At 71.2% G+C, this 26,426-nt stretch carries 25 protein-coding genes; 14 read left to right on the top strand and 11 right to left on the bottom strand.

All coding sequences use genetic code 11. The annotated features are described in order from the left end of the window. Positions 1-58 precede the first annotated feature (58 nt). Genes E5082_RS02255 through E5082_RS02270 form a run of 4 tightly spaced genes read left to right on the top strand, consistent with a single transcriptional unit; the run spans position 59 to position 2,156 of the window. Positions 59-289 (top strand): hypothetical protein, encoded by a 231-nt coding sequence (locus tag E5082_RS02255; RefSeq protein ID WP_135790104.1) that lies wholly within the window; start codon positions 59-61, stop codon positions 287-289. Continuing rightward, positions 286-918: a pilus assembly protein TadG-related protein gene (locus E5082_RS02260; RefSeq protein WP_135790105.1), complete on the top strand. Its 633-nt coding sequence runs from the start codon at positions 286-288 to the stop codon at positions 916-918. Before E5082_RS02255 ends, E5082_RS02260 begins: the two co-directional genes overlap by 4 nt. 33 nt (positions 919-951) lie before the next feature. After that, a complete protein-coding gene (locus E5082_RS02265; protein ID WP_135789599.1) occupies positions 952-1,530 on the top strand; it encodes a hypothetical protein in 579 nt (192 codons plus the stop codon). Between the two features lie 8 nt (positions 1,531-1,538). Further along, complete coding sequence (locus tag E5082_RS02270; protein ID WP_135789600.1) at positions 1,539-2,156, top strand: OmpA family protein; 618 nt, start codon at positions 1,539-1,541, stop codon at positions 2,154-2,156. A 3-nt stretch (positions 2,157-2,159) separates the two neighbouring features. Here E5082_RS02270 and E5082_RS02275 read toward each other — a convergent pair whose 3' ends face one another. Further along, entirely contained in the window at positions 2,160-2,516 is a 357-nt protein-coding gene (locus E5082_RS02275) for a DUF192 domain-containing protein (RefSeq protein ID WP_135789601.1), read from the bottom strand. Positions 2,517-2,597: 81 nt separating this feature from the next. Here E5082_RS02275 and E5082_RS02280 point away from each other — a divergent pair, with 81 nt between their 5' ends. The 6 genes from E5082_RS02280 (at position 2,598) to E5082_RS02310 (ending at position 9,395) form a co-directional block, all read left to right on the top strand. Further along, positions 2,598-3,077 carry a GNAT family N-acetyltransferase gene (locus E5082_RS02280; protein WP_135789602.1) on the top strand — a complete coding sequence of 160 codons (480 nt, stop codon included), beginning with the start codon at positions 2,598-2,600 and terminating at the stop codon, positions 3,075-3,077. Positions 3,078-3,109: 32 nt separating this feature from the next. After that, positions 3,110-3,901 carry a class I SAM-dependent methyltransferase gene (locus tag E5082_RS02285; RefSeq protein ID WP_135789603.1) on the top strand — a complete coding sequence of 264 codons (792 nt, stop codon included), beginning with the start codon at positions 3,110-3,112 and terminating at the stop codon, positions 3,899-3,901. 385 nt (positions 3,902-4,286) lie between these two features. Beyond that, positions 4,287-5,060 carry an isoprenyl transferase gene (locus E5082_RS02290; RefSeq protein ID WP_135789604.1) on the top strand — a complete coding sequence of 258 codons (774 nt, stop codon included), beginning with the start codon at positions 4,287-4,289 and terminating at the stop codon, positions 5,058-5,060. Positions 5,061-5,443: 383 nt separating this feature from the next. Continuing rightward, positions 5,444-6,769: an RNA 5'-3' helicase PhoH2 gene (gene phoH2 / locus E5082_RS02300; RefSeq protein ID WP_135789606.1), complete on the top strand. Its 1,326-nt coding sequence runs from the start codon at positions 5,444-5,446 to the stop codon at positions 6,767-6,769. Positions 6,770-7,169: 400 nt separating this feature from the next. After that, positions 7,170-7,889 (top strand): aggregation-promoting factor C-terminal-like domain-containing protein, encoded by a 720-nt coding sequence (locus E5082_RS02305; protein WP_086694281.1) that lies wholly within the window; start codon positions 7,170-7,172, stop codon positions 7,887-7,889. Between the two features lie 153 nt (positions 7,890-8,042). Further along, positions 8,043-9,395 carry an AI-2E family transporter gene (locus E5082_RS02310; protein WP_373310068.1) on the top strand — a complete coding sequence of 451 codons (1,353 nt, stop codon included), beginning with the start codon at positions 8,043-8,045 and terminating at the stop codon, positions 9,393-9,395. 21 nt (positions 9,396-9,416) lie between these two features. On the opposite strand, the gene E5082_RS02315 is transcribed toward E5082_RS02310, so the two are convergent. Both E5082_RS02315 and E5082_RS02320 read right to left on the bottom strand, forming a co-directional pair. Next, positions 9,417-9,950, bottom strand: a complete 534-nt coding sequence (locus E5082_RS02315) for an alkyl hydroperoxide reductase (RefSeq protein ID WP_135789608.1) — start codon at positions 9,948-9,950, stop codon at positions 9,417-9,419. Positions 9,951-9,953: 3 nt separating this feature from the next. Then, complete coding sequence (locus tag E5082_RS02320) at positions 9,954-10,508, bottom strand: peroxiredoxin (RefSeq protein WP_030806994.1); 555 nt, start codon at positions 10,506-10,508, stop codon at positions 9,954-9,956. A 135-nt stretch (positions 10,509-10,643) separates the two neighbouring features. Here E5082_RS02320 and E5082_RS02325 point away from each other — a divergent pair, with 135 nt between their 5' ends. Continuing rightward, positions 10,644-11,612, top strand: coding sequence for a hydrogen peroxide-inducible genes activator (locus E5082_RS02325; RefSeq protein ID WP_229918893.1), 969 nt, complete (start codon positions 10,644-10,646; stop codon positions 11,610-11,612). A gap of 4 nt (positions 11,613-11,616) precedes the next feature. On the opposite strand, the gene E5082_RS02330 is transcribed toward E5082_RS02325, so the two are convergent. From E5082_RS02330 to E5082_RS02340, 3 genes are read right to left on the bottom strand one after another with little or no spacing between them, the layout of a single operon-like run. Then, on the bottom strand, positions 11,617-13,962 hold the full coding sequence (locus E5082_RS02330; protein WP_135789610.1) for an ABC transporter permease: 2,346 nt from the start codon (positions 13,960-13,962) through the stop codon (positions 11,617-11,619). Further along, positions 13,959-14,648, bottom strand: coding sequence for an ABC transporter ATP-binding protein (locus E5082_RS02335; RefSeq protein WP_135789611.1), 690 nt, complete (start codon positions 14,646-14,648; stop codon positions 13,959-13,961). The genes E5082_RS02330 and E5082_RS02335 overlap by 4 nt, the downstream gene beginning before the upstream one ends. Beyond that, on the bottom strand, positions 14,645-15,169 hold the full coding sequence (locus E5082_RS02340; protein ID WP_135789612.1) for a PadR family transcriptional regulator: 525 nt from the start codon (positions 15,167-15,169) through the stop codon (positions 14,645-14,647). Before E5082_RS02340 ends, E5082_RS02335 begins: the two co-directional genes overlap by 4 nt. Positions 15,170-15,403: 234 nt before the next feature. On the opposite strand from E5082_RS02340, the gene E5082_RS02345 reads away from it, so the two are divergent. Beyond that, positions 15,404-17,755: a transglycosylase domain-containing protein gene (locus E5082_RS02345; protein ID WP_135789613.1), complete on the top strand. Its 2,352-nt coding sequence runs from the start codon at positions 15,404-15,406 to the stop codon at positions 17,753-17,755. A gap of 78 nt (positions 17,756-17,833) precedes the next feature. Here the strand turns inward: E5082_RS02345 and E5082_RS02350 are convergent, their stop codons facing one another. The 5 genes from E5082_RS02350 to E5082_RS02370 all read right to left on the bottom strand — a co-directional run bounded on the left by E5082_RS02350 (position 17,834) and on the right by E5082_RS02370 (position 24,958). Beyond that, a complete protein-coding gene (locus tag E5082_RS02350; protein WP_135789614.1) occupies positions 17,834-19,912 on the bottom strand; it encodes a SpoIIE family protein phosphatase in 2,079 nt (692 codons plus the stop codon). Between the two features lie 295 nt (positions 19,913-20,207). Continuing rightward, the gene (gene fomD, locus E5082_RS02355; RefSeq protein WP_086690939.1) at positions 20,208-20,900 is read right to left on the bottom strand and encodes a cytidylyl-2-hydroxypropylphosphonate hydrolase; all 693 of its coding nucleotides are present in this window, start codon (positions 20,898-20,900) and stop codon (positions 20,208-20,210) included. A 94-nt stretch (positions 20,901-20,994) separates the two neighbouring features. Continuing rightward, on the bottom strand, positions 20,995-22,383 hold the full coding sequence (locus E5082_RS02360; protein WP_135789615.1) for a class II fumarate hydratase: 1,389 nt from the start codon (positions 22,381-22,383) through the stop codon (positions 20,995-20,997). A 78-nt stretch (positions 22,384-22,461) separates the two neighbouring features. Continuing rightward, complete coding sequence (locus E5082_RS02365) at positions 22,462-23,241, bottom strand: SDR family NAD(P)-dependent oxidoreductase (protein WP_135789616.1); 780 nt, start codon at positions 23,239-23,241, stop codon at positions 22,462-22,464. A gap of 46 nt (positions 23,242-23,287) precedes the next feature. Further along, positions 23,288-24,958 (bottom strand): fumarate hydratase, encoded by a 1,671-nt coding sequence (locus E5082_RS02370; RefSeq protein ID WP_135789617.1) that lies wholly within the window; start codon positions 24,956-24,958, stop codon positions 23,288-23,290. Positions 24,959-25,158: 200 nt separating this feature from the next. Between E5082_RS02370 and E5082_RS02375 the strand changes: the two genes are divergently transcribed. Both E5082_RS02375 and E5082_RS02380 read left to right on the top strand, forming a co-directional pair. Further along, positions 25,159-25,881: a DUF1707 SHOCT-like domain-containing protein gene (locus E5082_RS02375; protein WP_135789618.1), complete on the top strand. Its 723-nt coding sequence runs from the start codon at positions 25,159-25,161 to the stop codon at positions 25,879-25,881. Between the two features lie 115 nt (positions 25,882-25,996). Next, positions 25,997-26,362 carry a WhiB family transcriptional regulator gene (locus tag E5082_RS02380; RefSeq protein ID WP_030807025.1) on the top strand — a complete coding sequence of 122 codons (366 nt, stop codon included), beginning with the start codon at positions 25,997-25,999 and terminating at the stop codon, positions 26,360-26,362. The last annotated feature ends 64 nt before the right edge of the window (positions 26,363-26,426 follow it).

A 26,426-nucleotide genomic window follows, 5' to 3' on the forward strand; every position in this document is an offset into this window, starting at 1 on the left:
GGGCGGTACTTACCCCCCTATGGTTCTCGCTTCGATGACTATGGTGGAGGAGAGTTCCGTGAGCGATCTGCTGCTGAAGACGGCCGTGGCGACAAAAGTGCTGGTGAACGGCTGGAAGAACACGACGGTCGCGGCGGTTCAGCGGCGCGCCGGGGACAAGGGGCAGACCGCCGTCGAGTATCTGGGGATCATCGCCGTAGTGGTGGCGATCGTCCTGGCGATCACGGGAACGGATATCGGCAAGACGATTCTGGACAAGATCAAGTCGAAGATCACGGAAATCACCTGATCTTCCGACGCCGACGCGGCGACAGCGGGCAGGCCTTTCCCGTCTACATCACAGTGGCGGCAGGCCTGCTCTTTCTTGCGTTCGCCTACCTTGCCGTCGGGCAGGCCTCGGTCAACAGGAGCGATGCGCAGACAGCGGCGGACGCGGCCGCCCTGGCGGCGGCGCAGGAGCGTCGGGACCTGCTCGCCGGCAAATGGCTGACCGACCTCGCGGACCCCACCACGTGGGACGGCATCCTGCACGGCCTGACGGACGTGCGCCCGTCGTGCTGGAGGGCTGATGAGCTCGCCGCTCAGAACGACGCCCAGGTGCAGCAGTGCGACGAATCGCGGGCGCTCGAGGTCCGGGTCGAGGTGAGGACCAACAAGCGGGTGGGCGATTCGGTCGTTCCGGGTGTAAGCGACATCCGTTCCACCCGGTCCGCCACCGCCGTGATCAAGCCGATCTGTGACTTCGACGTCCCGGACGAGGAAGTGCCGGACGAGGGTGCCCCGCCCCCGGACGAGGAGGCCGACGCCGCGCCTCTGCCCGCGCTCCATTGCGAGGGCAAGATCTGGAAGCTGGACCCGAAGAAACTTGGCGATCTCCCCAAGCCCGAGGACTTGTTCGATGTCCATCTGGCGGATTGACGAGCGGACGATGAGCGGAAAGAGGAAGCGGGCATGAACATCGGGTCCAATGCGAAAGCCCGCACGGGCGTCGCCACCCTCGGCATCACGGTGGCGCTGATGCTCGGGGTCGCCGGCTGCGGTGGTGACGGAAACGGTGAAAAGAAACCGACGGCAGGCACGTCGGCTTCTCGTGGCGGTTCGGCGCCGAGCCCGCAGGAAGGCCAGTCCGCGGAACCGCTCGCGGAGCTGCGGGGCCCCGATGGCCTGACGTTGAAAATCACCTCGGCCGCGCGTGACTCGGGCGGCTTCCTGACGATCAACGCGGAACTCAAGAACGACGGCAGTCATGATGCGGTCCTGTCATCCCAACTGACGGGCAACGAGACCGAGATCATGAAGAACGGGCAGTCGTTCGGAGGTGCCACGCTGGTGGACCCGAAGGGCAGGAAACGCTATTACGTCCTGCGTGACACGGACGGAAGGCCGCTGACCACCGCCGGTGTGCAGAGCGTCAAGGCCGGGGACACCGTGCCGGTCTTCATGCAGTTCCCCGCACCGCCCGAGGGCACGGACGAGCTCACTTTCCAACTGCCCACCTTCCCCACCGCCCCTCTGAAAATCTCCGACTGAGGCCCCCCGTGACCACCACCCGTCTCGCCCGCCTCCTCGTGACCGCCGCCACCGCGGCCCTTCTCACCCCCCTGGCGCCCGCTCACGCGGACGGGCCCAGTGAGCCGCCCGGTGCGGAGCCGAGTGCTGCCGCGCCCGTGGAGGTGGACCCCACCGATCCGGATCTGAAGCTGCCGGAGGGGGCCACCCTCGCGGGAGCGAAGGTGCTGGACATCAAGTCGGTCGTCGAGGACCAGAGCGGGGACGAGCGCCGCGAGGACACCAACGCCGACGTCACCTTCGCCCTCCAGGCAGAAGTCCTCTTCGGCAAGGACAGCGCCAAACTGGGCCCGGAGGCCCGCGCCCGCATCACCGCGATCGCCGAGGAGATCGAGAAGCAGAAGGCCACCCGCGTACGCGTCTTCGGCTTCACCGACAACCTCGGCTCCTCCGCCCACGGCGACGTCCTTTCCAAGCGCCGGGCCAACGCCGTACAGGCCGTACTCGACCAGGACCTCAACGCCCCCGACGTCACCTTCGAGGTACGCGGCTACGGCGAGCAGTACCCCATCGCCGACAACTCCACCGAAGCGGGCCGCAAGAAGAACCGCCGCGTGGAGGTCTCCTTCCCCCGCACCGCCCAGTAGGCCCTACCCCACCGACACCGACACCCCCGCCACCAGCCCCCACCCGGCCATCACCCCGGCCCCGGCCTCCAGTACGTGCCGGGACCGGAGCCGGGGCAGGCCCAGCCGCCCCGGCACCATCGTGCGTACGGCCAGCACCCGCAGCGAACGGTCCAGGTACGCCACGTCGATGGCCATCCGCATCCCGAAGGTGTGCACACTCGCGGCCGGCGACAGCAGCAGGGCCCCCTCCACCGCGTCCCGCCCGAGCAGCCCCCGGGTCCGCGCCCGGTAGGACACCGCCAGCTCCACCGGGACACACACCTCGCCCCCCGGCCGATGCACCGTCAGCATCCCGTGCCCGTCCCGCCAGCGCGCCATCCCGCCCCACCTCCGCCGGGACCGTACCCACCGCCCACAGGCCGCACGCGATTGTCAGTGCCCCCTGCCACACTCCGGACCATGACAGCCGAGCCAGAAGACGTACGCCTGCGTGGCGTGACCGAGGACGACCTCGAGATCTTCCTCGCCTTCGAACACGACCCGGAAGCCGTCCGCAGGTCCCGGTTCACCCCGCGCCCCCGTGACGCCTTCCTCACCCACTGGCGCACCCGCATCTTCCCCGACCCCGACTGCCTGGTGCGGACGGTCACCGTGGACGGCGAGGTCGCGGGCAATGTCGTCTCCTGGACGCAAGGAGGCAGACGCTTCGTCGGCTACTGGCTGGGCCGCCCCTACTGGCGCCGGGGCGTAGGCAGCCGCGCCCTCGGCCGCTTCCTTACCGAGGAGGAGCCCGTACGCCCCCTCTACGCCGACCCCTTCGCCGGCAACACCGCCTCCGTCGCCCTGCTGGAGAAGCACGGCTTCACCCGGGTGGGGGAGCCCGACGAGGAGGGGTTCGTGCTCCTGGTCCTCGACGGCCCGGCCGCGAAAACCCCGTGACGCCCGGCCCCCGGCTCCAGGACCATGCCCTCATGGACAGGACTTTCGAGGAGCTGGTGGCCGAAGGCGCCGCCGTGCCCACCGACGGCTGGGACTTCTCCTGGTTCGCGGGCCGGGCCACGGAGGAGCGGCCGGAATGGGGCTACGCCCGATCGGCGGGGGAGCGGCTGGCGCGGGCGCGGGCGGCGCTCGACCTCCAGACCGGCGGCGGCGAGGTACTCGACTTCGCGCTGAGGCAGGCCGCCCCGGCCCGCCCCACCCTGCTCGCGGCCACCGAGGGCTGGCCCCCGAACGTGGCCAGGGCGACCGCGCTGCTCGCCCCGCACGGAGCGGTGGTCGTCGCCGCACCGGACACCGCGCCCCTGCCCTTCGCCGACGCGAGCTTCGACCTGGTCCTGAGCCGGCACCCCGTGACCCCGGTCTGGCCCGAGATCGCGCGGGTGCTCCGGCCGGGAGGCACCTACTTCGCCCAGCACGTCGGACCGGCGAGCGCGTTCGAGCTGGTCGAGCACTTCCTCGGGCCGCAGCCGGAGGCGGTGCGCGGGGGCCGGGACCCCGAACGGGAGCGGGAGGGGGCGGAGGCGGCCGGGCTGGAGGTCGAGGAGCTGCGGACGGCGCGGCTGCGGATGGAGTTCTACGACATCGCCGCGGTCGTGCACTTCCTGCGCAAGGTGATCTGGATGGTGCCGGGCTTCACCGTCGAGGCGTACGAGGAGCGGCTGCGGACGCTGCACGAGGAGGTCACGGCGGGCGGCCCGTTCGTGGCGCACAGCACCCGCCATCTGTTCGTGGCCCGGAAACCGGCCCCTGAGACCATCGCTTAGCGGAATGGTCAAGTCACCGTTCGTCGGCGGGGTCGTCCGTGGGAGGGACCCCGGACCGGGGCCGCCGGGGTCGCTGAAGTGGCGTAAAAACCTGATGATCGTTCGCTGGAAGGGTGGATCGCCTGGGAATCCGGTGTGAATCGGCCACCGCATACGCCTGAACCAAGCATTCCGCGCTCACCGGGGCGTCGCCGGACGACTCCGCAGCGTAGTTGTGGCGCGCCGGGGCACGCTTCCGCCCTCACGAAGGGTTATGGTGGAAACCCCCCCTCGGGCCGGTCCGTATCCCCCCCACGGACCGGCCCGTTTTTCTCGGGCGTGCGCGGCGCGGGTAGGCTCGGCGTCCGCGGGAACCGCAACCGCGGTGTTTTGGAGGGGCTCTCACGTGAACCTGCGCGACAAGCTGCGCGGCCTGCTGGTCAGGGTCTACGCACGCCGGGTGGAAGGTCACCTGGACCACGCGTCGGTGCCGGAGCACATCGGCGTCATCATGGACGGCAACCGCCGCTGGGCGAAGGCCGCGGGTTCCAGCACGGTCCACGGCCACCGGGCCGGCGCCGAGAAGATCGAGGAGTTCCTCGGCTGGTGCGACGAGACCGACGTCAAGGTCGTCACCCTCTGGCTGCTCTCCACGGACAACTTCGACCGGCCGCAGGACGAGCTGGGCCCCCTGCTCGACATCATCGACGGGGTCGTGCGCACCCTCGCCGAGGACGGCCGCTGGCGCGTGCACCACGTCGGCACCCGCGATCTGCTGCCCGCCGGGATGCAGCAGACCCTCAAGCAGGCCGAGGAGAGCACCGCCCACGTCGACGGCATAGTGGTCAACGTCGCCATCGGCTACGGCGGCCGCCAGGAGATCGCCGACGCCGTGCGCTCCATGCTGGCCGACGCCCAGGACAAGGGCGTCAGCATGGCCGAGCTGGCCGAGTCCGTCGACGTCGACATGATCGGCCGCCACCTCTACACCGGCGCTCAGCCCGACCCCGACCTGGTCATCCGCACCAGCGGCGAGCAGCGGCTCTCCGGGTTCATGCTCTGGCAGACCGCCCACTCGGAGTACTACTTCTGCGAGGTCTTCTGGCCGGCCTTCCGCAAGGTCGACTTCCTGCGCGCCCTGCGCGACTACGCCGCCCGGCACCGCCGCTACGGCGGCTGACGGGCGCCCCGCGCCCGCGCCGGGACACACACCGGGACACACCAGGCACCCCGTCGGCACCAGTCCGGCGGGGTGCTCCTCTGTACCCGGCCTCGCCCGGAAGTAACAAGGAGTTCACCGGCCTGCCGGTGGCCGCTTCTGCATGGTCGTATGAGATCGAGGGCATAACGCTCTCAGGCCGAAACCCGAACCACGGGCGTCGGACTCAGCGGGCGACACGGGGTCGCCCGCCCGGGAGGTCCTTTGCACCAGCCCGACCGTGCCTCGTACGCACGGCAGCAGTGGCGGAGGGCCGGTCTGCGGCCCGCCGCGCGCGGGGATCTCAGACCGGTCCAGTTCCACTTCGTCGCTCCCCGACCTCATCCGAGGGGGTACGTCCTTCCGTGGTGACCAGCACAAAGCGCCACAAGCCCGACCGGCGCACCTATGTTCTCGACACCAGCGTCCTGCTGGCCGACCCCAAGGCCGTGACCCGCTTCGAGGAGCACGAGGTAGTGCTCCCGATCGTCGTGGTCACCGAGCTGGAGGCCAAGCGGCACCATCCCGAACTCGGCTACTTCGCCCGCCAGGCCCTGCGCCTGCTGGACGACTACCGGGTCAGGTACGGCCGGCTCGACGCCCCCATCCCGATCGGGGAACTCGGCGGAACCGTCCGTGTCGAGCTCAACCACTCGGACCCCAGCGTGCTGCCCAGCGGCTACCGCCTGGGGGACAACGACTCCCGCATCCTCGCGGTGGCCCGGAATCTCCAGGCCGAGGGGTTCGACGTCACCGTCGTGTCGAAGGACCTGCCGCTCCGGATCAAGGCGTCCTCGGTCGGCCTGCTGGCCGAGGAGTACCGCGCCGAACTCGCCATCACGGACTCCTCCGGCTGGACCGGCATGTCCGAGCTGACGCTCCCCGGCGAACAGGTGGACATCCTCTTCGAGGAAGGCCATGTGTTCGTCCCCGAGGCGTCCGAGCTGCCCGTGCACACCGGACTGACCATTCAGTCCGAGCGCGGCAAGGCACTCGGCCGCGTCACCCCGGACGGCAACGTCCGGCTGGTGCGGGGCGACCGGGAGGCGTTCGGCATCAAGGGCCGCAGCGCCGAGCAGCGCATCGCGCTCGACCTGCTGCTCGATCCGGACGTCGGCATCCTCTCCATGGGCGGCCGCGCGGGCACCGGCAAGTCGGCGCTGGCGCTCTGCGCCGGCCTGGAGGCGGTCCTGGAGCGCCGCCAGCACCAGAAGGTGATGGTCTTCCGGCCGCTGTACGCGGTCGGCGGGCAGGAACTCGGCTATCTGCCGGGCAGCGAGTCGGAGAAGATGGGTCCCTGGGCCCAGGCGGTCTTCGACACGCTCTCGGCGGTCACCAGCCGGGAGGTCATCGAGGAGGTCACGGCGCGCGGGATGCTGGAGGTCCTCCCGCTCACCCATATCCGCGGCCGTTCGCTGCACGACGCCTTCGTGATCGTGGACGAGGCGCAGTCGCTGGAGCGCAACGTACTGCTGACGGTGCTCTCCCGGATCGGCGCCAACTCGCGGGTGGTGCTCACCCATGACGTGGCGCAGCGGGACAACCTGCGTGTCGGCCGCTACGACGGCGTGGTGGCCGTCGTGGAGAAGCTGAAGGGGCATCCGCTCTTCGCGCACGTCACGCTGAACCGGTCCGAAAGGTCCCAGATCGCGGCGCTGGTGACCGAAATGCTGGAGGACGGCCACATCTGACCTGTCCTCGGACCACCACAGGCGCCGCCCGGAGAAGCCGAAGAGCTTAGCCGGGCGGCGTCTGCGTGCGCGGGTATTTCCTGAATTCCCTTGGGCCAAACGAGGTGTGAGCTTTCACACGCAACTCGGAATTGCCACTCGCCGCCGGGTTACGGCAGAGTCTCAGTCCTGTCAGGCCCCGCATACGACACACCTGTACCCCGAGGCACGTTCCAGCCCCCCGGCAGGCGCGATCCACGGAGCAAGTCGCCAACTCCATAGCGTCGTCGTATGCCGCCCGAGCATCACGCGGCGCTCCCTGTGCGGGAGTTCCCACCGGGCCCGTGTCTCCTGTGACCCTTCAGTTGGGAGGCCAGTGTCGGGGGCACGATTGCGTCCGCCACGGTCACCGAAGCGGGCGATGCTGGAAGGAAACCGTGTGAGCCGGATTTCGGTCCGGGGATTCGCAGTGGCCTCCGCCACCGCGGTCACCGCCGTAGGAAGCGTCGTCGGAGTTGCCTCGGGCAGCGTCGCGCAGAACAACGACGCCGAGCCGACGGCTGCCGACACCACGCTCCTCGCTGAGCTCCCCGCGGATCAGCAGGCGCAGGTTCAGACCGCGTCCCTGACGCAGCAGGCGGACGCGCAGGCCATCGCGGCCGACGCGAGCGCCAAGAAGGACGCGGAGGCAGCGGCCCGCAAGGCCGCCGCCGAGACGGCCATCGCCAAGAAGAAGGACGCCGAGAAGGCGGCCGAGCTGGCGAAGGAGCGGGCCGAGACCAAGGCTGCCGCCGCCGCCAGCCGCAGCGATGTCCGCGACGCCTCCAGCTTCGCTCCCCAGAGCAGCTACTCCGTCGCCCAGATCCAGGCCATGGCCCGTCAGATGGTGGGCGCCGGCCAGTTCCAGTGCTTCAGCAACATCGTCGACCACGAGTCGAGCTGGAACTACCGTGCCGTGAACGCCTCCTCCGGTGCCTACGGTCTCTTCCAGGCCCTGCCCGGCTCCAAGATGTCCTCGGTGGGCGCCGACTGGCAGACCAACCCGGCCACCCAGATCAAGTGGGGCCTCAACTACATGGACAGCCGCTACGGCAGCCCGTGCGAGGCGTGGACCTTCTGGCAGGCCAACCACTGGTACTGAGCGGCTCGTGACACCCGGCCGCGCGCAGCCCCTCCCCCTTCACGGGGTGAGGGGCTTTCGCGCGGTACGGTCGTCCTCGCACGGCTCCCCCGCGTGACGAAGCACGCCGGAGTGGGCCCGGAACGCGGGGGAAGGGTACGGAACATGACGCGAATGCCAGGATGGCTCGGCCGGCTCGGTGCCGGACTGACCGAGATGAGCGAGCGCCTGGACGAGCGCCGCGCCGAGGTGCAGAAGGAGCACGCCGGCCCGGAGGGACCCCCCGAGTCGGTGGCCGTACCCGCGCCGCGCCCGGCTCCGTCCGCCTCGCGTCCCGACCCCGCGCACGCCGTGCCGTGGGGAGTGCGGGTCGCGGCCGAGGCGGGCTGGCGCCTGCTGGTGCTGGCCGGCACGGTCTGGGTGCTGATGCGGGTCATCAGCGCCGTGCAGCTCGTGGTGTTCGCGTTCGTCGTGGCCCTGCTGGTGACCGCGCTGCTCCAGCCGACCGTGGCCCGGCTGATGCGGTACGGCATGCCGCGCGGTCCGTCGACGGCGCTCACCGCCATATCGGGCTTCGTGATCATCGGGCTGCTGGGCTGGTTCGTGACCTGGCAGGTCATGGAGAACATCGACACCCTCTCCAGCCAGATCCAGAACGGCATCGACGATCTGCGCAACTGGCTGCTGAAGAGCCCGTTCCATGTCACCGACAAGCAGATCAACCAGATCGCCAAGAACCTGCGCGAGGCCGTCGGAGCCAACACCGACCAGATAACTTCGGCCGGTCTCGAGGGAGTTCAGGTCGTCGTGGAGGCGCTGACCGGCATCCTGCTGGTCTTCTTCTCCACGCTCTTCCTGCTCTACGACGGCAGGCGGATCTGGGAGTGGTTCCTGAAGCTGGTGCCCGCCGCCGCCCGTCCGGGCGTGGCCGGTGCCGGTCCGCGCGCCTGGGCCACCCTGACCGCGTATGTGCGCGGCACGGTGCTGGTCGCGCTGATCGACGCCATATTCATCGGCCTCGGCATCTACTTCCTCGATGTGCCGATGGCGGTGCCGCTGGCGGTCTTCATCTTCCTGTTCTCGTTCATCCCGCTGGTCGGCGCGGTCGCCTCCGGCGCGCTCGCCATCGTCGTCGCGCTGGTGACGCAGGGTGTGTTCACCGCCCTGATGACGCTGGTGGTGGTGCTCGCGGTCCAGCAGATCGAGGGCCATGTGCTCCAGCCGTTCATCCTGGGCCGGGCGGTGCGGGTCCACCCGCTCGCGGTGGTCCTCACGGTCGCGGCCGGCGGCATGGTGGCCGGCATCGGCGGCGCGGTGGTCGCCGTACCGCTGGTGGCCGTGACGAACACGGTGGTGGGGTATCTGCGGAAGTACTCGGCCGAGCAGGACTGGCCGGCGACGGAGATCGGGGACCCGGCGGCCGCGGCGGCCGGGGACGAGCCCGCCGTCCGGGCCGAGGCGGAGCCGGCCGGCACCGCCCCCGAGGACACCCACGAAACCACCGAAGGCCCCGCTCAGCAGGTGTGAGCGGGGCCTTCGGGCGGGGTACTACTCGGCGAGGACGGCCTCGGCGTCGAGGGTGACGCCGACCGCCTGGATCACCGAGGCGATCTTGAACGCCTCCTGGATCACCTCGCGCTCGACACCGGCCTTGCGGAGCACCTGCTCGTGCGAGTCGAGGCACATACCGCAGCCGTTGATCGCGGAGACTGCGAAGGACCACAGCTCGAAGTCGACCTTGTCGACGCCGGGGTTGCCGATGACGTTCATCCGCAGGCCGGCGCGCAGGGTGCCGTACTCGTGGTCCGACAGCAGGTGCCGGGTGCGGTAGAAGACGTTGTTCATCGCCATGATGGCGGCGGCGGACTTGGCCGCGTCGTACGCCTCGGGCGAGAGAGCCGCCTTCGCGTCCGGCTCCAGCTCACGCAGCACGATGGGGGAGCGCGAGGCGATCGCGGTCGCCAGCACGGTGCCCCAGAGCTGCTGCGCGGGGAGGTCGGAGTTGCCGATGACCGAGCCCAGGTTGAGCTTCAGGTCCTTGGCGTAGTCCGGGACGCGGGACTTCAGCGAGTCGAGCGACATGGGTCACTCACCCGCCAGCAGCGCGACCGGGTCGAGGGTCTCGTCGCCCTTGCTCCAGTTGCACGGGCACAGCTCGTCCGTCTGGAGGGCGTCGAGGACCCGCAGGACCTCCTTGGGGTTACGGCCGACGGAGCCGGCGGTCACCATGGTGAACTGGATCTCGTTGTTCTGGTCGACGATGAAGACGGCGCGCTTGGCGAAGCCGTCCTCGCCCTCGATGCCCAGGTCGCGCATCAGCTCGTGCTTGGAGTCCGCCATCATCGGGAACGGCAGGTCGGTCAGGTCCGGGTGGTCCTTGCGCCAGGCGTGGTGGACGAACTCGGAGTCACCGGAGAAGCCGAGGACCTGCGCGTCACGGTCGGCGAACTCGTCGTTCAGCTTGCCGAAGGCCGCGATCTCGGTCGGGCACACGAAGGTGAAGTCCTTGGGCCACGCGAAGACGATCTTCCACTTGCCCTCGTAGGTCTTGTGGTCGATCGTCTCGAACTCCTTGCCCTTCTCCAGCGAGACGCAGGCGGTCAGTTCGAACTCGGGGAACTTGTCACCGACAGTGAGCACGTGCTCTCCTTGCAGCGCGGGGACACCCCAGCTGGCGGGATGTCTCCCATGGGTTGGACTGGGCCGATGGTGGCACAGGGTGGATTGATTAGTGAAATAGCTACACTCGGTCTGGTTGATCGGAGGTGGCTATCAGTGACCATCAGTAGTGGCAAGCGGAAGCAGCCGACCCTGGCGCAGCTGCGGGCCTTCACCGCGGTGGCCGAGCATCTGCACTTCCGGGACGCGGCCGCCGCCATCGGGATGAGCCAGCCGGCGCTGTCCGGGGCGGTCGCCGCGCTGGAGGAGACCCTCGGCGTGGCCCTGGTGGAGCGTACGACCCGCAAGGTGCTGCTCTCGACCGCCGGGGAGCGGCTCGCGGTGCGGGCCAAGGCGGTGCTGGCCGAGATGGGCGCGCTGCTGGAGGAGGCCGAGGCGGTACGGGCGCCCTTCACCGGGGTGCTGCGGCTCGGCGCCATCCCGACCGTCGCCCCCTATCTGCTGCCGACCGTGCTGCGGCTGGTGCACGAGCGCTATCCGCAGCTCGACCTCCAGGTGCACGAGGAGCAGACCGCCAGCCTGCTGGAGGGCCTGCACTCCGGACGGCTCGACCTGCTGCTGCTCGCCGTGCCGCTCGGCGTGCCCGGTGTGAGTGAACTCCCGCTGTTCGACGAGGACTTCGTGCTCGTCACCCCGCTCGGCCATGAACTCGGCTGCCGCAGCGGCATCCCGCGCGAGGCGCTGCGCGAGCTGAACCTGCTGCTGCTGGACGAGGGGCACTGCCTGCGCGACCAGGCGCTGGAGATCTGCCGGGAAGCCGGCCGGGAGATCCGGGGCGGTGGCGCGGCCCCGGTCACCACGACCGCCGCCGGACTCTCCACCCTGGTGCAGCTGGTCGCCGGCGGCCTCGGCTGCACCCTGCTGCCGCGCACCGCGATACGGCTGGAGGCGACCCGTGGCAGCAAGGTCCTCACCAGCTCCTTCACCGGTCCGGCCCCGAGCCGCCGCATCGCCCTCGCCATGCGCACGGCCGCGGCCCGCTCCGCCGAGTACGAGGAGCTGGCCGCGGCCCTGCGCGAGGCGATGACCCCGCTGCCCGTACGGATCGTGGGCGCGACGGACTGAGCGGTTACTCGGTGCGCAGCCCGTCGGGGCGGGTCATGCGGAGCAGGGGCGGCAGGGTGAGGAGGGTGACCGCGAGGACGACGCCCGCGCCGACGCCGGTCAGCGCCAGGACGTCGGGCCAGACCACGGTCACCTCGGCCGCCGACATCCGCAGCAGCACCGCGCCGAGGCCCATGCCCACCGCCGCGGCCAGCAGCAGGCCCAGCGTGATGGGGAGGGCCGACTGCCACAGCACCGACAGGCCGAGTGTGCGGCGCCGGGTGCCGAACGCGACCAGCGCCGACAGCAGCTTGCGCCGCTCGCGCAACTGCTCCAACTGGGAGACCAGCAGGCTCGCCCCGATCAGCATCAGCACGCAGGAGGCGCCGATCAGCATGCCGGTGCGCAGCGAGGTGTACCGGGCGGACGTCTCGGTCGGCGTCACGGCCATGATGTCCGCGACCGGGTCGACCCGTGCGGCGGTGTTGCGCACGTACTCCTGCACGTCCGGCAGCGCCTGGTCCATCCGTACGAAGACCTCGCCGGACAGCGCCGGTTCGGCCGCCTTGGGCAGCGCGGCCGGGGTGACCAGCAGGCCGTTGGCGCGGGGCATCAGCGAGTCGCCGCGGGCCGTCGCCCAGCGCAGGTGCTCCGGTACCGCGACCGGCACCGAGAGGCCCTGGACGTCGGCGTACCCGGGGTCGATGTAGGCGTCATGGCCGGGACGCAGCACGGCGTCGCGGGAGGCGCGGTCGAACTCGGTGCCGTACTCCGGACCGGCGAGGGCGAAGGTGTCGCCGTCGCGGCAGGACGGCAGGTGCGCCAGCTCCCGCAGCGAGGCGCAGTCACCCACGATCACGTCGAGCGCGGCGTCCGCGTCCCGTGGCTTCTCGCCGAGTGAGGCGGTGGCCAGCCCGACCGAGGCCCGCACCCCCTTGGTCCGGGCGATCGCGGCGGCGGCCGGGCCGACGCGGCTGTGGTCGGAGAGGGCGATCTCCAGCTGGGCGCGGGAGGGGTCCTTTCCGGTGTTCTTCTCGTACTGGCCCTGCACGCCCGCGAAGAGCATCTGGAGCGCGATGGCACCGGCCACCGCGACCGCGACGCCGTTGACCGTACGCGCCGCCGTACCGCTGCTCAACTGGAGCCTGCGCACGGCCAGGTGCCAGGACAGCGGGCCCGGGTCGAGCCGGGCGACGGCGCGTTCCACCAGCCAGGGCAGCAGGGCGGTGACGCCGATCAGGAACAGCAGGACACCGGCGATGACGAGGTACTGGTTGAAGTCGCCGCCCGAGTGCCCCTGGCCGAACATCGGGTAGAGCAGCGCGAGGCCGGCCAGCGGCAGCAGCAGCCGCCACCACAGCCGGCGCCGGGCGGGCACGGCGGTGCGGACCACGCCGAGCGGCTCGATGACCACCCCGCGCATGGCCAGCAGCGTCACCAGCACCGCGCACGCCGGGACCGCGAGCGCGACCAGCAGGGCGAGCAGGGGAGAGGGGTCCAGGTAGGCGGGGTAGAAGCTCTCGCCCATGACCGTCACCGACCCGGCGATCCGGCGTCCGGCCAGGAAGAGGCCGGCCCCGACGACCAGGCCGATCAGCGAGCCGGCCAGCGCCTCGCCCGCCGCGATCCGGCGGGTGGTGCGGCCGTCGGCGCCCACCAGCCGCAGCGCGGCCAGCCTGCGGTCGCGCCGCTCGCCGCCGAAGCGCACGGCGGCGGCGATGAACACCGCGACCGGCATCAGCAGCACCACGAACACGACCAGCACCATCATCAGCAGCACCGGGTCGGCCTGCGCGGTATCCGGCTGCGGGTCGCCGAACGTGCGCAGTCGCTCGGTACGGGCACCCCCGGCCTTCGGCTTCAGTCCCTCGGCGCCCGCGTAGTAGACGAGTTCGCGCGGACCCAGCAGCCCCTTCGCGCCGATGGTCCCGGTGATCCGGTACGGCAGCCGCTCGCGCAGCAGTTGGGCGTCGCCGGAGGCGAGGAGTTCACCCAGCGCGGGGGAGACCAGCATCTCGCCCTTGGCCGGGAAGCGGTCCACGCCCGGTGGCAGCGGGGCCTTCGGGCCCTCGGGTTCGAGGAGGCGGCCGCGAACGGACTTGGTCCGCCACCAGGTGCCGGTGTCCGCCAGCAGCAGGGTGTCGTCGCCCTTGGGGAGCGGGTGCACGGCGAACGTGTAGTCGGCTCGGGCCTCCTCCACCGCGTGGCGCGCGGAGACGACACCGGGCAGCGCGGTGGTGAGCAGCAGCAGCGCCACGCCCATACCGACGCCGACCGCGGTCAGCGCCGTACGGACCCACCCCTCGCGCCCCCCGGTCACGGCGAACCGGGCCCCCATCCCCAGGTCACGGGCGTACTGCCGCGCACTCACGCGCTGCGCTCCATGTCCCGCGACCGGCCGTCGCGCACGACGATCTCGCGGTCGGACCAGGCCGCCACCCGTGCCTCGTGGGTGACGAGGACGACGGCCGCGTCGGTCGAGCGGGCGGCGTCGGTGAGCAGCTCCATCACCCGCTCGCCGTTGAGCGAGTCCAGCGCGCCGGTCGGCTCGTCCGCGAACACCACGCGGGGCCCGGTGACCAGCGCCCGCGCCACCGCGACCCGCTGGCCCTGGCCGCCGGAGACCTCGCCGGGCCGCTTGCGCCGGAGGTCGTCCACCTCAAGGCGCTCCATCCAGGTGAGCGCGGCCCGTTCCGCCTCCTTGCGCGGGGTGCCGTTGAGCCGCAGCGGCAGCGCCACGTTCTCCACGCAGGTCAACTCCGGGACGAGCTGGCCGAACTGGAAGACGAAGCCGAACTCGCCGCGCCTGAGGGCACTGCGCTCGCTGTCGCTCAGGGTGGTCAGCTCGCGTCCGGCGTAGGTGATCGAGCCGGAGTCGGGCCGGACGATCCCGGCGAGGCAGTGCAGCAGCGTGGACTTGCCGGAGCCGGAGGGGCCCATCACGGCGACGACCTCGCCGGGGTGGACGGAGAAGGCGGCGCCGTCCAGGGCCGCGGTGGGGCCGTAGGACTTGCGCAGGTCCCGGGCGACGAGCAGGGAGCCGTCGGGCGGGGTCATGCGACCACCTCCGTGCGAAGTCTGTCCAGGCGTGCCGCGGTCAGTTCCAGCCATCTGAGGTCGGCCTCCAGATGGAACAGGGCGTGGTCGCAGATCAACTGGTCGGCCAGGTCGCCCCTGCGCTTGCGGTCGGTGAGCACGCGCATGGTGCGCAGGTGCTCGGAGCGCTGGGTGTCGAGGACGTCGGCGGCGTCGCGGTGGGTCAGCAGGGCCAGCACGACCTTGGTGTACAGGGTCGAGCGGAGGTAGTCCTCCGGCTTCTCCGGGCTGGCGAGCCAGCGCTCGACGTCCGTGATGCCGGCGTCGGTGATGGCATAGCGTTTCCGGTCGGGCCCGTCGCCCGCCTCGATGCCGTCGACCTCCACGAGGCCGTTCCTGAGCAGCCGGGACATGGTCGCGTAGACCTGCCCGTAGGCGAGCGGCCGGTCGTGGCCGAAGGTGTCGTCGAAGGCCCGCTTGAGGTCGTAGCCGTGCCGGGGGCCGGACTCCAGGAGCCCTAGAAGGGTGTGACCGATGGACATGGCGAGCACACTACACACGGTGTATACCCTCGATGTATAGAGGGGCGCGGAACGGGCAACTCCACTTTTTCGGGCGTTCCCGCGGGCAACCTTGAACCCTTCCTGCCCGTCGGTTCCTTTGGGGTGGGTGCTCATTCTCACGTCCGTAAAAGAGTGGATCGGGCGCTCTTTGTCACATAGGGGGGTGTTAGCTTTCGGAGCTGACCCCGAGACGGAAGCGGAGCCAAGGGACCCATGGGACGAGCGGACGAGAGACGAGCGCGACAGCGCGGCGGCCACCGCGCGGCACCCGGACGCCGTTCGGCAGCCCCGGCCTCCAACCCCTCCGGCGGCCTGGGCGGCAAGCCCGCCAAGGGCCGAATACGCCGGCTCTTCACCTGGAAGAAGATCCTCGGCACGGTCTTCGGCTTCTGCCTGCTGTGCATGGCCGGCTTCGCCGCGCTGTACCTGTCGGTCGACGTGCCCGCGGGCAACGTCGCCGCCCAGCGGCAGAGCAACGTCTACAAGTACAGCGACGGCACGGTCCTCGCCCGCGACGGCAAGGTCAACCGCGAGATAGTCGACCTCTCCAAGGTGCCCCGCAAGGTCCAGCTCACCTTCGTCGCCGCCGAGAACAAGTCCTTCTACACCGACCCCGGCGTCGATCTGAAGGGCACCGCCCGCGGCCTGCTCAACACCCTCGCGGGACGCGGCAAGCAGGGCGGATCGACCATCACCCAGCAGTACGTCAAGAACTACTATCTGAGCCAGGACCAGACCGTCTCCCGCAAGCTCAAGGAGATGGTCATCTCGCTGAAGGTGGAGCGCGAGAAGTCCAAGGACGAGATCCTCGCCGGCTACATCAACACCAGCTACTACGGCCGCGGCGCCTACGGCATCCAGGCCGCAGCCCAGGCGTACTACCGCGTCGACGCCCAGGACCTCACGGTCCAGCAGGGGGCCTACCTCGCCGCGCTGCTCCAGGCCCCGAGCCAGTACGACTGGTCCACCGCCACGCCGACCGGCAAGCGGCTGGTCACCGACCGCTGGAACTACGTCCTGAACAACATGGTCAAGGAGCACTGGCTCGACCCGGGCAAGCGCGCCGCCCTGAAGTTCCCGGTGCCCCAGGAGCCCAAGGGCGCCCCCGGCATGGAGGGGCAGAAGGGCTATCTGGTCCAGCTCGCCAACTCCCAGCTGGAGAACCGGCTCATGAAGCAGGAGGGCATCTCCCGCTCGGAGGCCGAGGCCAAGGTCGAGGGCCAGGGCTGGACCATCACCCTCAACGTCGACCGCAAGAAGCAGGCGGCGCTGGAGAAGTCGGTCAGGACGCAGCTCACCGGCAAGCTGGAGCCGAAGCGGCGGCCCGTCGACGCCGACGTCCAGGCCGGCGCGGCCTCCGTCGATCCGAAGACCGGCCGGATCGTGGCCCTCTACGGCGGCAAGGACTACTACAGCCACTGGGTCGACAACGCGGCCCGCCGCGACTACCAGCCCGCCTCCACCTTCAAGCCGGTCATCCTCGCGGCCGCGCTGGAGCACGGCGCCACCACCCAGAGCGGCACGCTGATCGGCGCCGGCACCGTCTACGACGGCACCAGCCGCCGCCAGGTCCTCGACCACGGCTCCCGCGTCGGCTTCGCCCCGCCCAACGAGGACGACGCCGACTACGGCCCGATCAGCGTCCAGACGGCGATGAACAAGTCCGTCAACTCCGTGTTCGCGCAGATGGGCGTGGACGTCGGCATGGACAAGGTGATGGACACCGCGAAGCGGCTCGGCATGGACACCGAGGGCATGCAGGCGGTGCCCGCGCAGACCCTCGGCTCCATGGGCGCGAGCCCGCTGGAGATGGCGGGCATGTACGCCACCCTCGACAACCACGGCCGCAAGGTCACCCCGAGCATCATCAAGTCGGCCGAGCGGCAGGGCCGTACGGTGCAGCTGCCGAACCCGGTCGGCGAGCGGGTGCTCGACCGCACCACCGCCGACACCGTGACCTCCGTGCTCACCGGCGTCGTCGACGACGGCACCGCCCGGCAGTCCGTGGCCGACAACGCGCTGCGGGCGGGGCAGCAGGTGGCGGGCAAGACCGGCACCTCCGACTGTGACCGCTCGGCCTGGTTCACCGGTTACACCCCCGATCTCGTCACCTCCGTCGGCCTGTTCGGCGAGGCGCACAAGGACGGAGTCATCGGCTGCGAGGGCGAGAAGGCCAAGAAGTTCGCCCATGTCTCGCTCAAGGGCACCATGGGCGGCGGCCGCGTCAACGGCGGCGGTCCGCCGGCCCAGATCTGGGCCGCGTACACCTTCGGTGTGACCCGGCAGGCCGAGTTCGACCTCGACACCACCCAGGGTGCCGCGGTCGCCCCGACTCCGCCGCCGACCCCCAGCGAGACTCCGTCCCGGACGCCCTCCAAGACACCGAGCAGCGAACCGTCCACCTCGAAGGCCCCGTCCGAGACGCCCAGCGAGACCCCGAGCGAGACGCCGACCTCGGCGCCGCCCAGCCAGAGCCCGAGCGAGACGCCGAGCACCCAGCCGCCGTCCGGGGGCCTCACCCCGCGCAACCCGTTCGACCCCGACCAGCGGGACAACGGCCAGTAGGCGTGACACACGCGAAGGGCGCCCGGCATGATGCCGGGCGCCCTTCGCGTCGTACAGGGACGGGCGTCTGACGGCAGGTCAGCCCCCGTGCAGCTCGAACCAGACGACCTTGCCGACGCTCAGCCGGGTCGCGCCCCAGCGCCGGGCCAGCTTGTTGACCAGGTACAGGCCCCGGCCGCCCTCGTCGGTGGCTCGCGCCTGGCACAGCCGGGGGAGCTGCGGCACGTCGTCACCGACCTCGCAGCGCAGCACGTCCGTGCGCAGCAGCCGCAGGGTCACCGGGCGCGTGGTGTAGCGCACCGCGTTGGTGACCACCTCGCTGACCAGCAGCTCGACGGAGTCGGTGAGGTCCTCCAGGCCCCACTCGGCCAGTGCGGTACGCGCCAGCCGGCGGGCCTTGCCGGGCGCCGCGTCCTCCGCGTCCAGCGACCAGTACCGCACATCGCTGGACGCGATCCCGTCGAAGCGGGCCGCGAGCAGGGCGATGTCGTCGTCCCGGTCGCCGGGACCGAGCATGTCCAGCACCTCGTCGCACAGCGCCTCCAGCGGCGGCGGGTGGTCCGGGCCGGTCAGTTGCGCGGTCGCGGTCAGCCGCTCCCGCAACTGCTCTATGCCCGTCCACACGTCCCGCAGCCGGGACTCCACCAGACCGTCGGTGTACAGCAGCAGCGTGGCCCCGGCGGGCGCGTCCAGCTCGACCGCCTCGAAGTCCACCCCGCCCACGCCGATCGGCGCACCCGGCGGCACCCGCAGCACCTCGGCTTCGCCGCCCAGGTGCAGCAGCACCGGTGGCGGATGGCCCGCGTTGGCGATGGTGATGCGGTGCGCGACGGGGTCGTAGACCGCGTACATGCAGGTCGCCATGCGGTCGGTGCCCAGCCGCTGGGCCTGCTCGTCCAGGTGGTGCAGCACCTCCTGCGGGGGCAGGTCGAGACCGGCCAGGGTCTGCGCGGTGGTGCGGAGCTGGCCCATGATGGCGGCCGAGGTCATGGAGTGGCCCATCACGTCACCGACCACCAGCGCCACCCGGCTGCCGGGCAGCGGGATCGCGTCGTACCAGTCGCCGCCCACCCGCGCCGTCTCCGCCGCGGGCAGATAGCGCGAGGCCAGCCGCACACCGGTGGGGTGGGGGAGGGTCTCGGGGAGCATGGTGCGCTGCAGCTCGTCGGCGATGTAGGCCTCACGGCCGTACAGCACCGCCTTGTCGATGCCGAGCGCGCTGTGCGTGGCGAGCTGCGCCGCCACCAGCAGGTCTTCCGCCTCGAAGGCCAGCCGGTCCGGGCGGCGCAGGAACACCGCCGCGCCGATCACCCGGCGCCGTCCGCGCAGCGGCGCGAGGATCGCCCGCTGTCCGGACGGGACGAGTGCCTCGCCGTCCTCGCCGAGCAGCTCGGGCAGCGCGGCGCGGGCGGCCGGGGTGTCCGCGAACACCGGGCGCACCCCGCGCAGCACCTCGTTCAGCGCGCCGCCGGGGCGCACCTCGCACAGCTCGGCGGTCAGCGCGGCCGGGCCCGAGAGCGCGGCCAGCGCCGCCGCCTCGGCGTCCGGCTCCGGGAACGCGGGCGGCAGCAGCAGGCCCTCGGCCTCCCGCTCGTCCGGAATGCGGTCGGTGCGGCGCAGCCGCAGCACCACCGGCCCGGTGGGCCGCTCGTCGCCGACCGGCAGCGGATCGCGCAGGTAGACCAGGATCGCGTCGGAGAAGGTGGGCACGGTGGCGCGGCACAGACCCATGACGATCTCGTCCAGGTCGAGGCCGCGCGCGATGCGCCGGGTGGCCGCGCCGACGAACCGCAGCCGGTCGCCGTCGCGGCGCATCGGCATCGGGCGTCCGGGCGGGCCACCGCGGCCGGTACGCCGCTCCTGGCCGCCCGGGGCGCGCTCCTGCTCGGCGCCCGGCTGGGCGGGAATGGACTCCGGCGCGGGCCTCGGACGGTGTTCCCCCACGCTGGACTTCGCGCGCGCGGGAGGTTCCCCCATGGGCTCGGCGGCGGCAGGCTGCGAGTGCTCAGGGCCGTTGACTGGGCGCTCCTTCTTCTTGTTCTTCCCCGTGCCCGCGCCGCCCCGGGTCTGGGCCGGTGCGCCCAGCAGCGCCCCGCGCACGGCGGGGTCGACGCCCGGCTGGGGGCGTCCGCAGGAGGAAGTGGGCTGCTCCGTCACGCGTGTCGAATCCGTCCGTCCGGGGCTGCGCGCCGGGCGCGCAGGAGATGCCGCCGAAGTCCCGATACCCGGATTACGTGCCCCAGGAACGGAATTCCCGCGTGGTCAGGGGTGGTTTCCGCCGAGCGGGTGAACCCCGCGCCGGCCGCGCCGCCGCCCGCCTCGTACCCCTCGCTCACGTGCTGCCGCCCCTCGGTGACATATGGTCAGGCTCTGCGCAGACTCCGGCAGTTGTATCGCGGTGCCCTTGCGGAGGACGATCCTACGGTTGTGGTCCGGGGGCGCATCAAGGGTCTCATGAGGACACGTGCGCGGGCGTACGGTCCCAGTCCTCCGGGAGGGCGGGCACCGACCAGGACGGATCGGGCCGCCAGTGCTGCCAGCCGTCGGTGTACGGGGAGCCCCACGCCTCGATCACCTCCACCGCCCGCCGTCCCGCCGACTTCACCCGCCCCGCGGTCTCCGCGTCCATCAGGCCGTCCCGCTGAGCCTGGGCGAACTCGTCCTCGTCCCGCCAGTGCCAGGTGCGGTCCGGGTGGACGGAGATGTCCAGGAAGTGGTCCTCGGAGTCGACCCCACCGGCCCAACGGGCCAGCGGCTGCTCCAGGTTGACGTACCAGTTCTTGAAGCGCCAGCCCGGTTCCCAGAACAGCCACACCGACCAGGGCTCGCCGGGCCGGGCCAGCTTCAGCACCCCGGTGCCGAACCAGCGGTCCCGCCGCACCACGCGCGGCTTGGTGTAGCGGGACTCCAGCGGCTCCAGGTGGACCGGAGTGCCGTCGGCCAGCACCGGCTTGACGCACTCGGTGCCGGGGGCCAGCCATACGGCGAGCAGCTCGGCGTCGTCCCGGACGACGGTGACGGGACGCGCGATGTGGAACGCGTCGCCCGCGTTCTCCCGGTACCGCCACAGGATCGGGGTACCGGGGGTCCAGTACGCCGCCGTCGGGCCCGCTTCCGCTCGTCTCACCGCTTCGTCGTCCGTCATGGACAGATATTAGGTGCCGGAAGCACCCGATGCTGCGGTGCGCGTCACCCTTCCGGACAGGTGGCGGGAAATCGCCGGTGCCGTTCGCGGGACGTCACGGGCGCGTCATCCGCAGGACATCCAGCGCCTCGTCCAACTGCTCCAGCGTCAGGTCGCCGCGCTCCACATGGCCCTCCTCCAGCACCACCTCACGGATGGTCTTCCGCTCCGCGAGGGACTTCTTGGCGATCCGCGCGGCCTCCTCGTACCCCACGTAGCGGTTGAGCGGGGTCACGACCGAGGGGGAGGACTCGGCGTACTCGCGGGCGCGTTCGCGGTCGGCGGTGATGCCGTCGATGGTGCGGTCGGCCAGCAGGCGGGAGGCGTTGGCCAGCAGCCGCACCGACTCCAGCACGTTCTTCGCCATGACCGGAAGCATCACGTTCAGTTCGAAGTTCCCGGCGGCCCCGGCCGTGGCGATGGTGGCGTCATTGCCGATGACCTGGGCCGCGACCATCAGCACCGCCTCCGGGACCACCGGGTTGACCTTGCCCGGCATGATGGAGGAGCCGGGCTGGAGGTCGGGCAGGCGGATCTCGGCGAGGCCGGTGCGCGGGCCGGAGGACATCCAGCGCAGATCATTGGCGATCTTCGTCAGGCCGACCGCGATGGTCCGCAGCTGGCCGCTGGTCTCCACGATCCCGTCGCGCGCGCCCTGCGCCTCGAAGTGGTCGCGGGCCTCGGTGAAGGGCAGCCCGGTCGCCCGCGCCACCTCCTCGATCACGGCCGCCGAGAAGCCGGGCGGGGTGTTGATCCCGGTGCCCACCGCCGTGCCGCCGAGCGGGAGTTCGGCCAGCCGGGGCAGCGAGGAACGCAGCCGCTCCACGCCGTACGCCACCTGCGCCGCGTAGCCGCCGAACTCCTGACCCAGCGTCACGGGGGTCGCGTCCATCAGATGCGTGCGCCCCGCCTTCACCACGTCCGTGAACTCCTCCGCCTTGCGGGTGAGGGCAGCGGCGAGGTGCTCCAGGGCGGGGATCAGGTCGTGGACCACGGCGGCGGTGGCCGCGATGTGGATCGAGGAGGGGAAGACGTCGTTGGACGACTGGGAGGCGTTGACCTGGTCGTTGGGGTGCACGTCCCGGCCGAGGCGCTCGCCGGCGAGGGTGGCGATGACCTCGTTGGCGTTCATGTTGGAGGAGGTGCCGGAGCCGGTCTGGAAGACGTCCACCGGGAAGTGCTCGTCCCAGGTGCCGTCCGCGACCTCGGCGGCCGCCCCCTGGATCGCGTCGGCCACGTCCCGGTCCAGCACGCCGAGGTCGGCGTTCACCTTCGCCGCCGCGCCCTTGATCCGGGCCAGCGCCTCGATGTGCGCCCGCTCCAGACGCTGCCCGGAGACGGGGAAGTTCTCGACGGCGCGCTGGGTCTGCGCGCGCCACTTGGCGTGGGCGGGGACGCGGACCTCGCCCATTGAGTCGTGCTCGGTGCGGTACTCGTCGGTCATACCCGGTACAGCGAACGGGGGCGCCGTGATGTTCCTGGACTCGGCCGGACGGGCCGGCTTTTCGGCACACCTGTCCTCTCAGTGCACCGAGAACCCGCCGTCCACGAAGAGGGACTGGCCGGTGACGTAACCCGAGGCGCGGCTCGCCAGGAAGACGGCGGCGCCCGCGAAGTCCCCGGCGAGACCGTTGCGCCCCACCATCGTCCGCGCGGCCAGCGCCGCCACCTTCTCCGGGTCGGACGACAGCCGCGCGTTGAGCGGCGTCATCACGAAACCCGGCACCAGCGTGTTGACGGTCACGCCGTACGGCGACCACTCCTCGGCCTGGGAGCGCGCGAGCGACTCCAGCGCGCCCTTGGACACGCCGTACGCCCCCGAGCGGACGAAGGCGCGGTGTGCCTGCTGGGAGGAGATGTGGATGATCCGTCCGAAGCCCCGCTCGGCCATGCCGGGCCCGAAACGCCGGCTCAGCAGATGCGGGGCCCGGAGGTTCACCGCGAGGGTGAGGTCCCACTCCTCGTCGCTCAACTCGCTGAAGGGGGGCCGCAGATTGATCCCGGCGCAGTTGACGAGGATGTCGGGCTCGCCGAACACCCCGGCCGCCTCCTCGGCGGCGGCCGGCACTCCGTCCCGTGTGCTCAGGTCGGCGCTCACCCACCCGGCACGGCAGCCGAGTTCGGCGAGCTGGGCGCAGGTGGCCTCCAGCGCCTCCTTGCCCCGCGCCACGACCACCACCGAGGCCCCGGCCCGCGCCAGTGCCTCGGCGATCGCCCGCCCGATCCCGGAACTGCCCCCGGTCACGACGGCGACGCGCCCGTCCAGCGCGAACAACCCGGAGAGATAAGCCGCAGAAGTCATGCGGGCACCTTAGGGGGCCGACCGGATCGGCCCCCTGGGAGGGGCCTCAGGCGAGGCCGGGGCCCCGGACCGGGATCGAGGTGAACGTCGGCGCGGGCGCCGGGTCCTGGAAGAAGTCGTTGCCCTTGTCGTCGACCACGATGAAGGCCGGGAAGTCCTCGACCTCGATCTTCCAGACGGCCTCCATGCCCAGCTCCTCGTACTCGAGGACCTCGACCTTCTTGATGCAGTCCTGGGCGAGGCGGGCGGCGGGGCCGCCGATGGAGCCGAGGTAGAAGCCGCCGTGGGCGTCGCAGGCGTCGGTGACCTGCTTGCTGCGGTTGCCCTTGGCCAGCATCACCTTGGAGCCGCCGGCCGCCTGGAACTGCTCGACGTAGGAGTCCATCCGCCCGGCCGTGGTCGGGCCGAAGGAACCGGAGGCGTACCCCTCGGGGGTCTTGGCCGGGCCCGCGTAGTACACCGGGTGGTCCTTGAGGTACTGCGGCATGTCCTCGCCCGCGTCCAGCCGCTCCTTGATCTTGGCGTGCGCGATGTCGCGGGCCACGACCAGCGGGCCGGTCAGCGAGAGGCGGGTCTTGACCGGGTACTTGGTCAGCTCCGCGAGGATCTCGTCCATCGGCTGGTTCAGGTCGATCTTCACGACGTCCCCGGCCTCGTCCAGGTGCTCGTCGGTGGTCTCCGGCAGGAAGCGCGCCGGGTCCGTCTCCAACTGCTCCAGGAAGACGCCCTCGGCGGTGATCTTGGCGACCGCCTGGCGGTCCGCCGAGCAGGAGACCGCGATGGCGACCGGGCAGGACGCGCCGTGCCGGGGCAGGCGCACCACGCGCACGTCGTGGCAGAAGTACTTGCCGCCGAACTGCGCGCCGATGCCGATCTTCTGGGTCAGCTCGAAGACCTTCTCCTCCAGCTCCTTGTCCCGGAAGCCGTGACCGAGCGCAGAGCCCTCGGCCGGGATCTCGTCCAGGTAGTGCGCGGAGGCGTACTTGGCGGTCTTCAGCGCGAACTCGGCGCTGGTGCCGCCGACCACGATCGCCAGGTGGTACGGCGGGCAGGCGGCCGTGCCCAGCGAACGGATCTTCTCCTCCAGGAACTTCATCATGGAGGACTCGTTCAGGACGGCCTTCGTCTCCTGGTACAGGAACGACTTGTTGGCCGAGCCGCCGCCCTTCGCCATGAAGAGGAACTTGTAGGCACCGCCGTCGGTCGCGTACAGCTCGATCTGCGCGGGGAGGTTGGAGCCGGTGTTCTTCTCCTCCCACATGGTGAGCGGAGCCATCTGCGAGTAGCGCAGGTTGAGGTTCAGGTAGGCGTCGTAGATGCCGCGGCTCAGCGCCGCCTCGTCGCCGCCCTCGGTCAGCACGTTCTGGCCGCGCTTGCCCATGACGATCGCGGTGCCGGTGTCCTGGCACATGGGCAGCACGCCGGCCGCCGCGATGTTCGCGTTCTTCAGCAGGTCCAGCGCGACGAACTTGTCGTTGCCGGACGCCTCCGGGTCGTCGATGATCCGGCGGAGCTGGGCGAGGTGGGCGGGGCGCAGGTAGTGCTGGATGTCGTGGATGGCCTCCTCGGCCAGCTTGCGCAGCGCCTCCGGCTCCACCTGGAGGAACGTCCGCCCGTCCGGCCCCTCGACGGTGGACACACCCTCGGAGGTCACCAGCCGGTAGGGCGTGGTGTCCTCTCCCTGGGGGAGCAGATCGGTGTACGCGAACTCAGGCATCTCAGCCCATTCCTTCTTCGACGGACGGCGCCCGCCGACGCTGGCGAGCCTGTCCAGCGTAGAACCCGGCTCGGACAGTGCTGTGGTGAGGTAGGACTCACTTGCCGCCGAGCAGGCCGTGCGGGGCCGTCCGGCAACGTTGTCCGGGAGTCGTCCACAGGCCCTAGTCGCGATCTATCGCGTTTCGGTACTCTGCTGTCGTGGACCTTCAGAAGCACGCGCAGCCCGCGGACACCGCCCCCCGCCCGGCCGACCTGCGCGCCTCGGACGCCGACCGCGACCGGGTCGCCGACATCCTCCGTGACGCCCTGGCCGAGGGGCGGCTGACCGCCGAGGAGCACGCCGAGCGGGTGGAGGGGGTGCTGCACACCAAGACGGTCGGCGAGCTGGACGTCTTCATACGCGACCTGCCCGCCGCGCACGAGCGCCCGGCGGCGCCCGCGTACGCCTCCGTCCCGCACCGCCCGCTGCCCGGCTCGCTCCTGGCCGACGCGGACACCAGCGTGGTCGCCGTCTTCAGCAGCGCCGTGCGCCGGGGCCGCTGGCGCGCGGGGCGCCGGGTGCACGCGTTCGCGGTGTTCGGCAGCGTGGAGATAGACCTCAGCGAGGCCGTCTTCGAGTACCAGCAGGTGGTGATCAAGGCGGTCTCGGTCTTCGGGGACGTCCAGATCCGCGTCCCGGAGAACGTGTCGCTGCGCGGCACCGGCGGCAGTGTGCTGGGCAGCTTCGAGGTCAGCACGCTGGACTCGGTGGAGCCGGACGCCCCCGTGATCTACGTCGACGGCTGGTCGGTGCTGGGCAACGTGGAGGCGCGGCCCCGGCGCGGCCGGTTCGTGGCGGACATCCTCGACCGGGTGCAGGGCACGGTCGAGCGGGCCCACGGCAAGGCCGACCGGAAGCTGCGCAAGTACTTGGGGGACTGACGCCGAACAGGCCGTCGTACGCCGGTGGTTGGGAACGCAGTGCATAGGCGCGCGTACAACGGGTAGGGCTTGCTGCATCGTCTCTCGCTAGCGAATTCGTCGTCAGGAGTAGACCGTGCTGCAACCGCCGCATTCGTCCCTGCAGGTAGCCGCCGTTCCGGCCCAGCGGGGCCCGGCGCGAGACAGGGATCAGGACGCGCCCTGGCACACCGAGGCGGTGTGCCGCCGCGACGAGGCCGGTCTGTTCTTCGCCCCGTCGAAGGAGCCGACCGCCGCGCGTCTGTCCCGCGAGGAGGCGGCGAAGCGGGTGTGCGCCCGCTGTCCGGTGATGATCGAGTGCCGCGAGCACGCCCTGCTCCAGCCCGAGCCGTACGGCGTCTGGGGCGGCCTGACCGCGGCCGAGCGCCGAGTGGTCCTGGCCCGCAGGCGCAGGCGCGAGGTGGAGCTCAAGAAGGCGACGGCAGCGCGTATAGCGGGCTAGCCGAGCGTTTTTCAGGGGCGCGGGGCACTGCGCGACCGGCCACGGCGGACCGGCACCCGCAGAG

Origin of the sequence: Streptomyces griseoluteus (assembly GCF_004784465.1) — a bacterium.
GTDB lineage: Bacteria > Actinomycetota > Actinomycetes > Streptomycetales > Streptomycetaceae > Streptomyces > Streptomyces griseoluteus.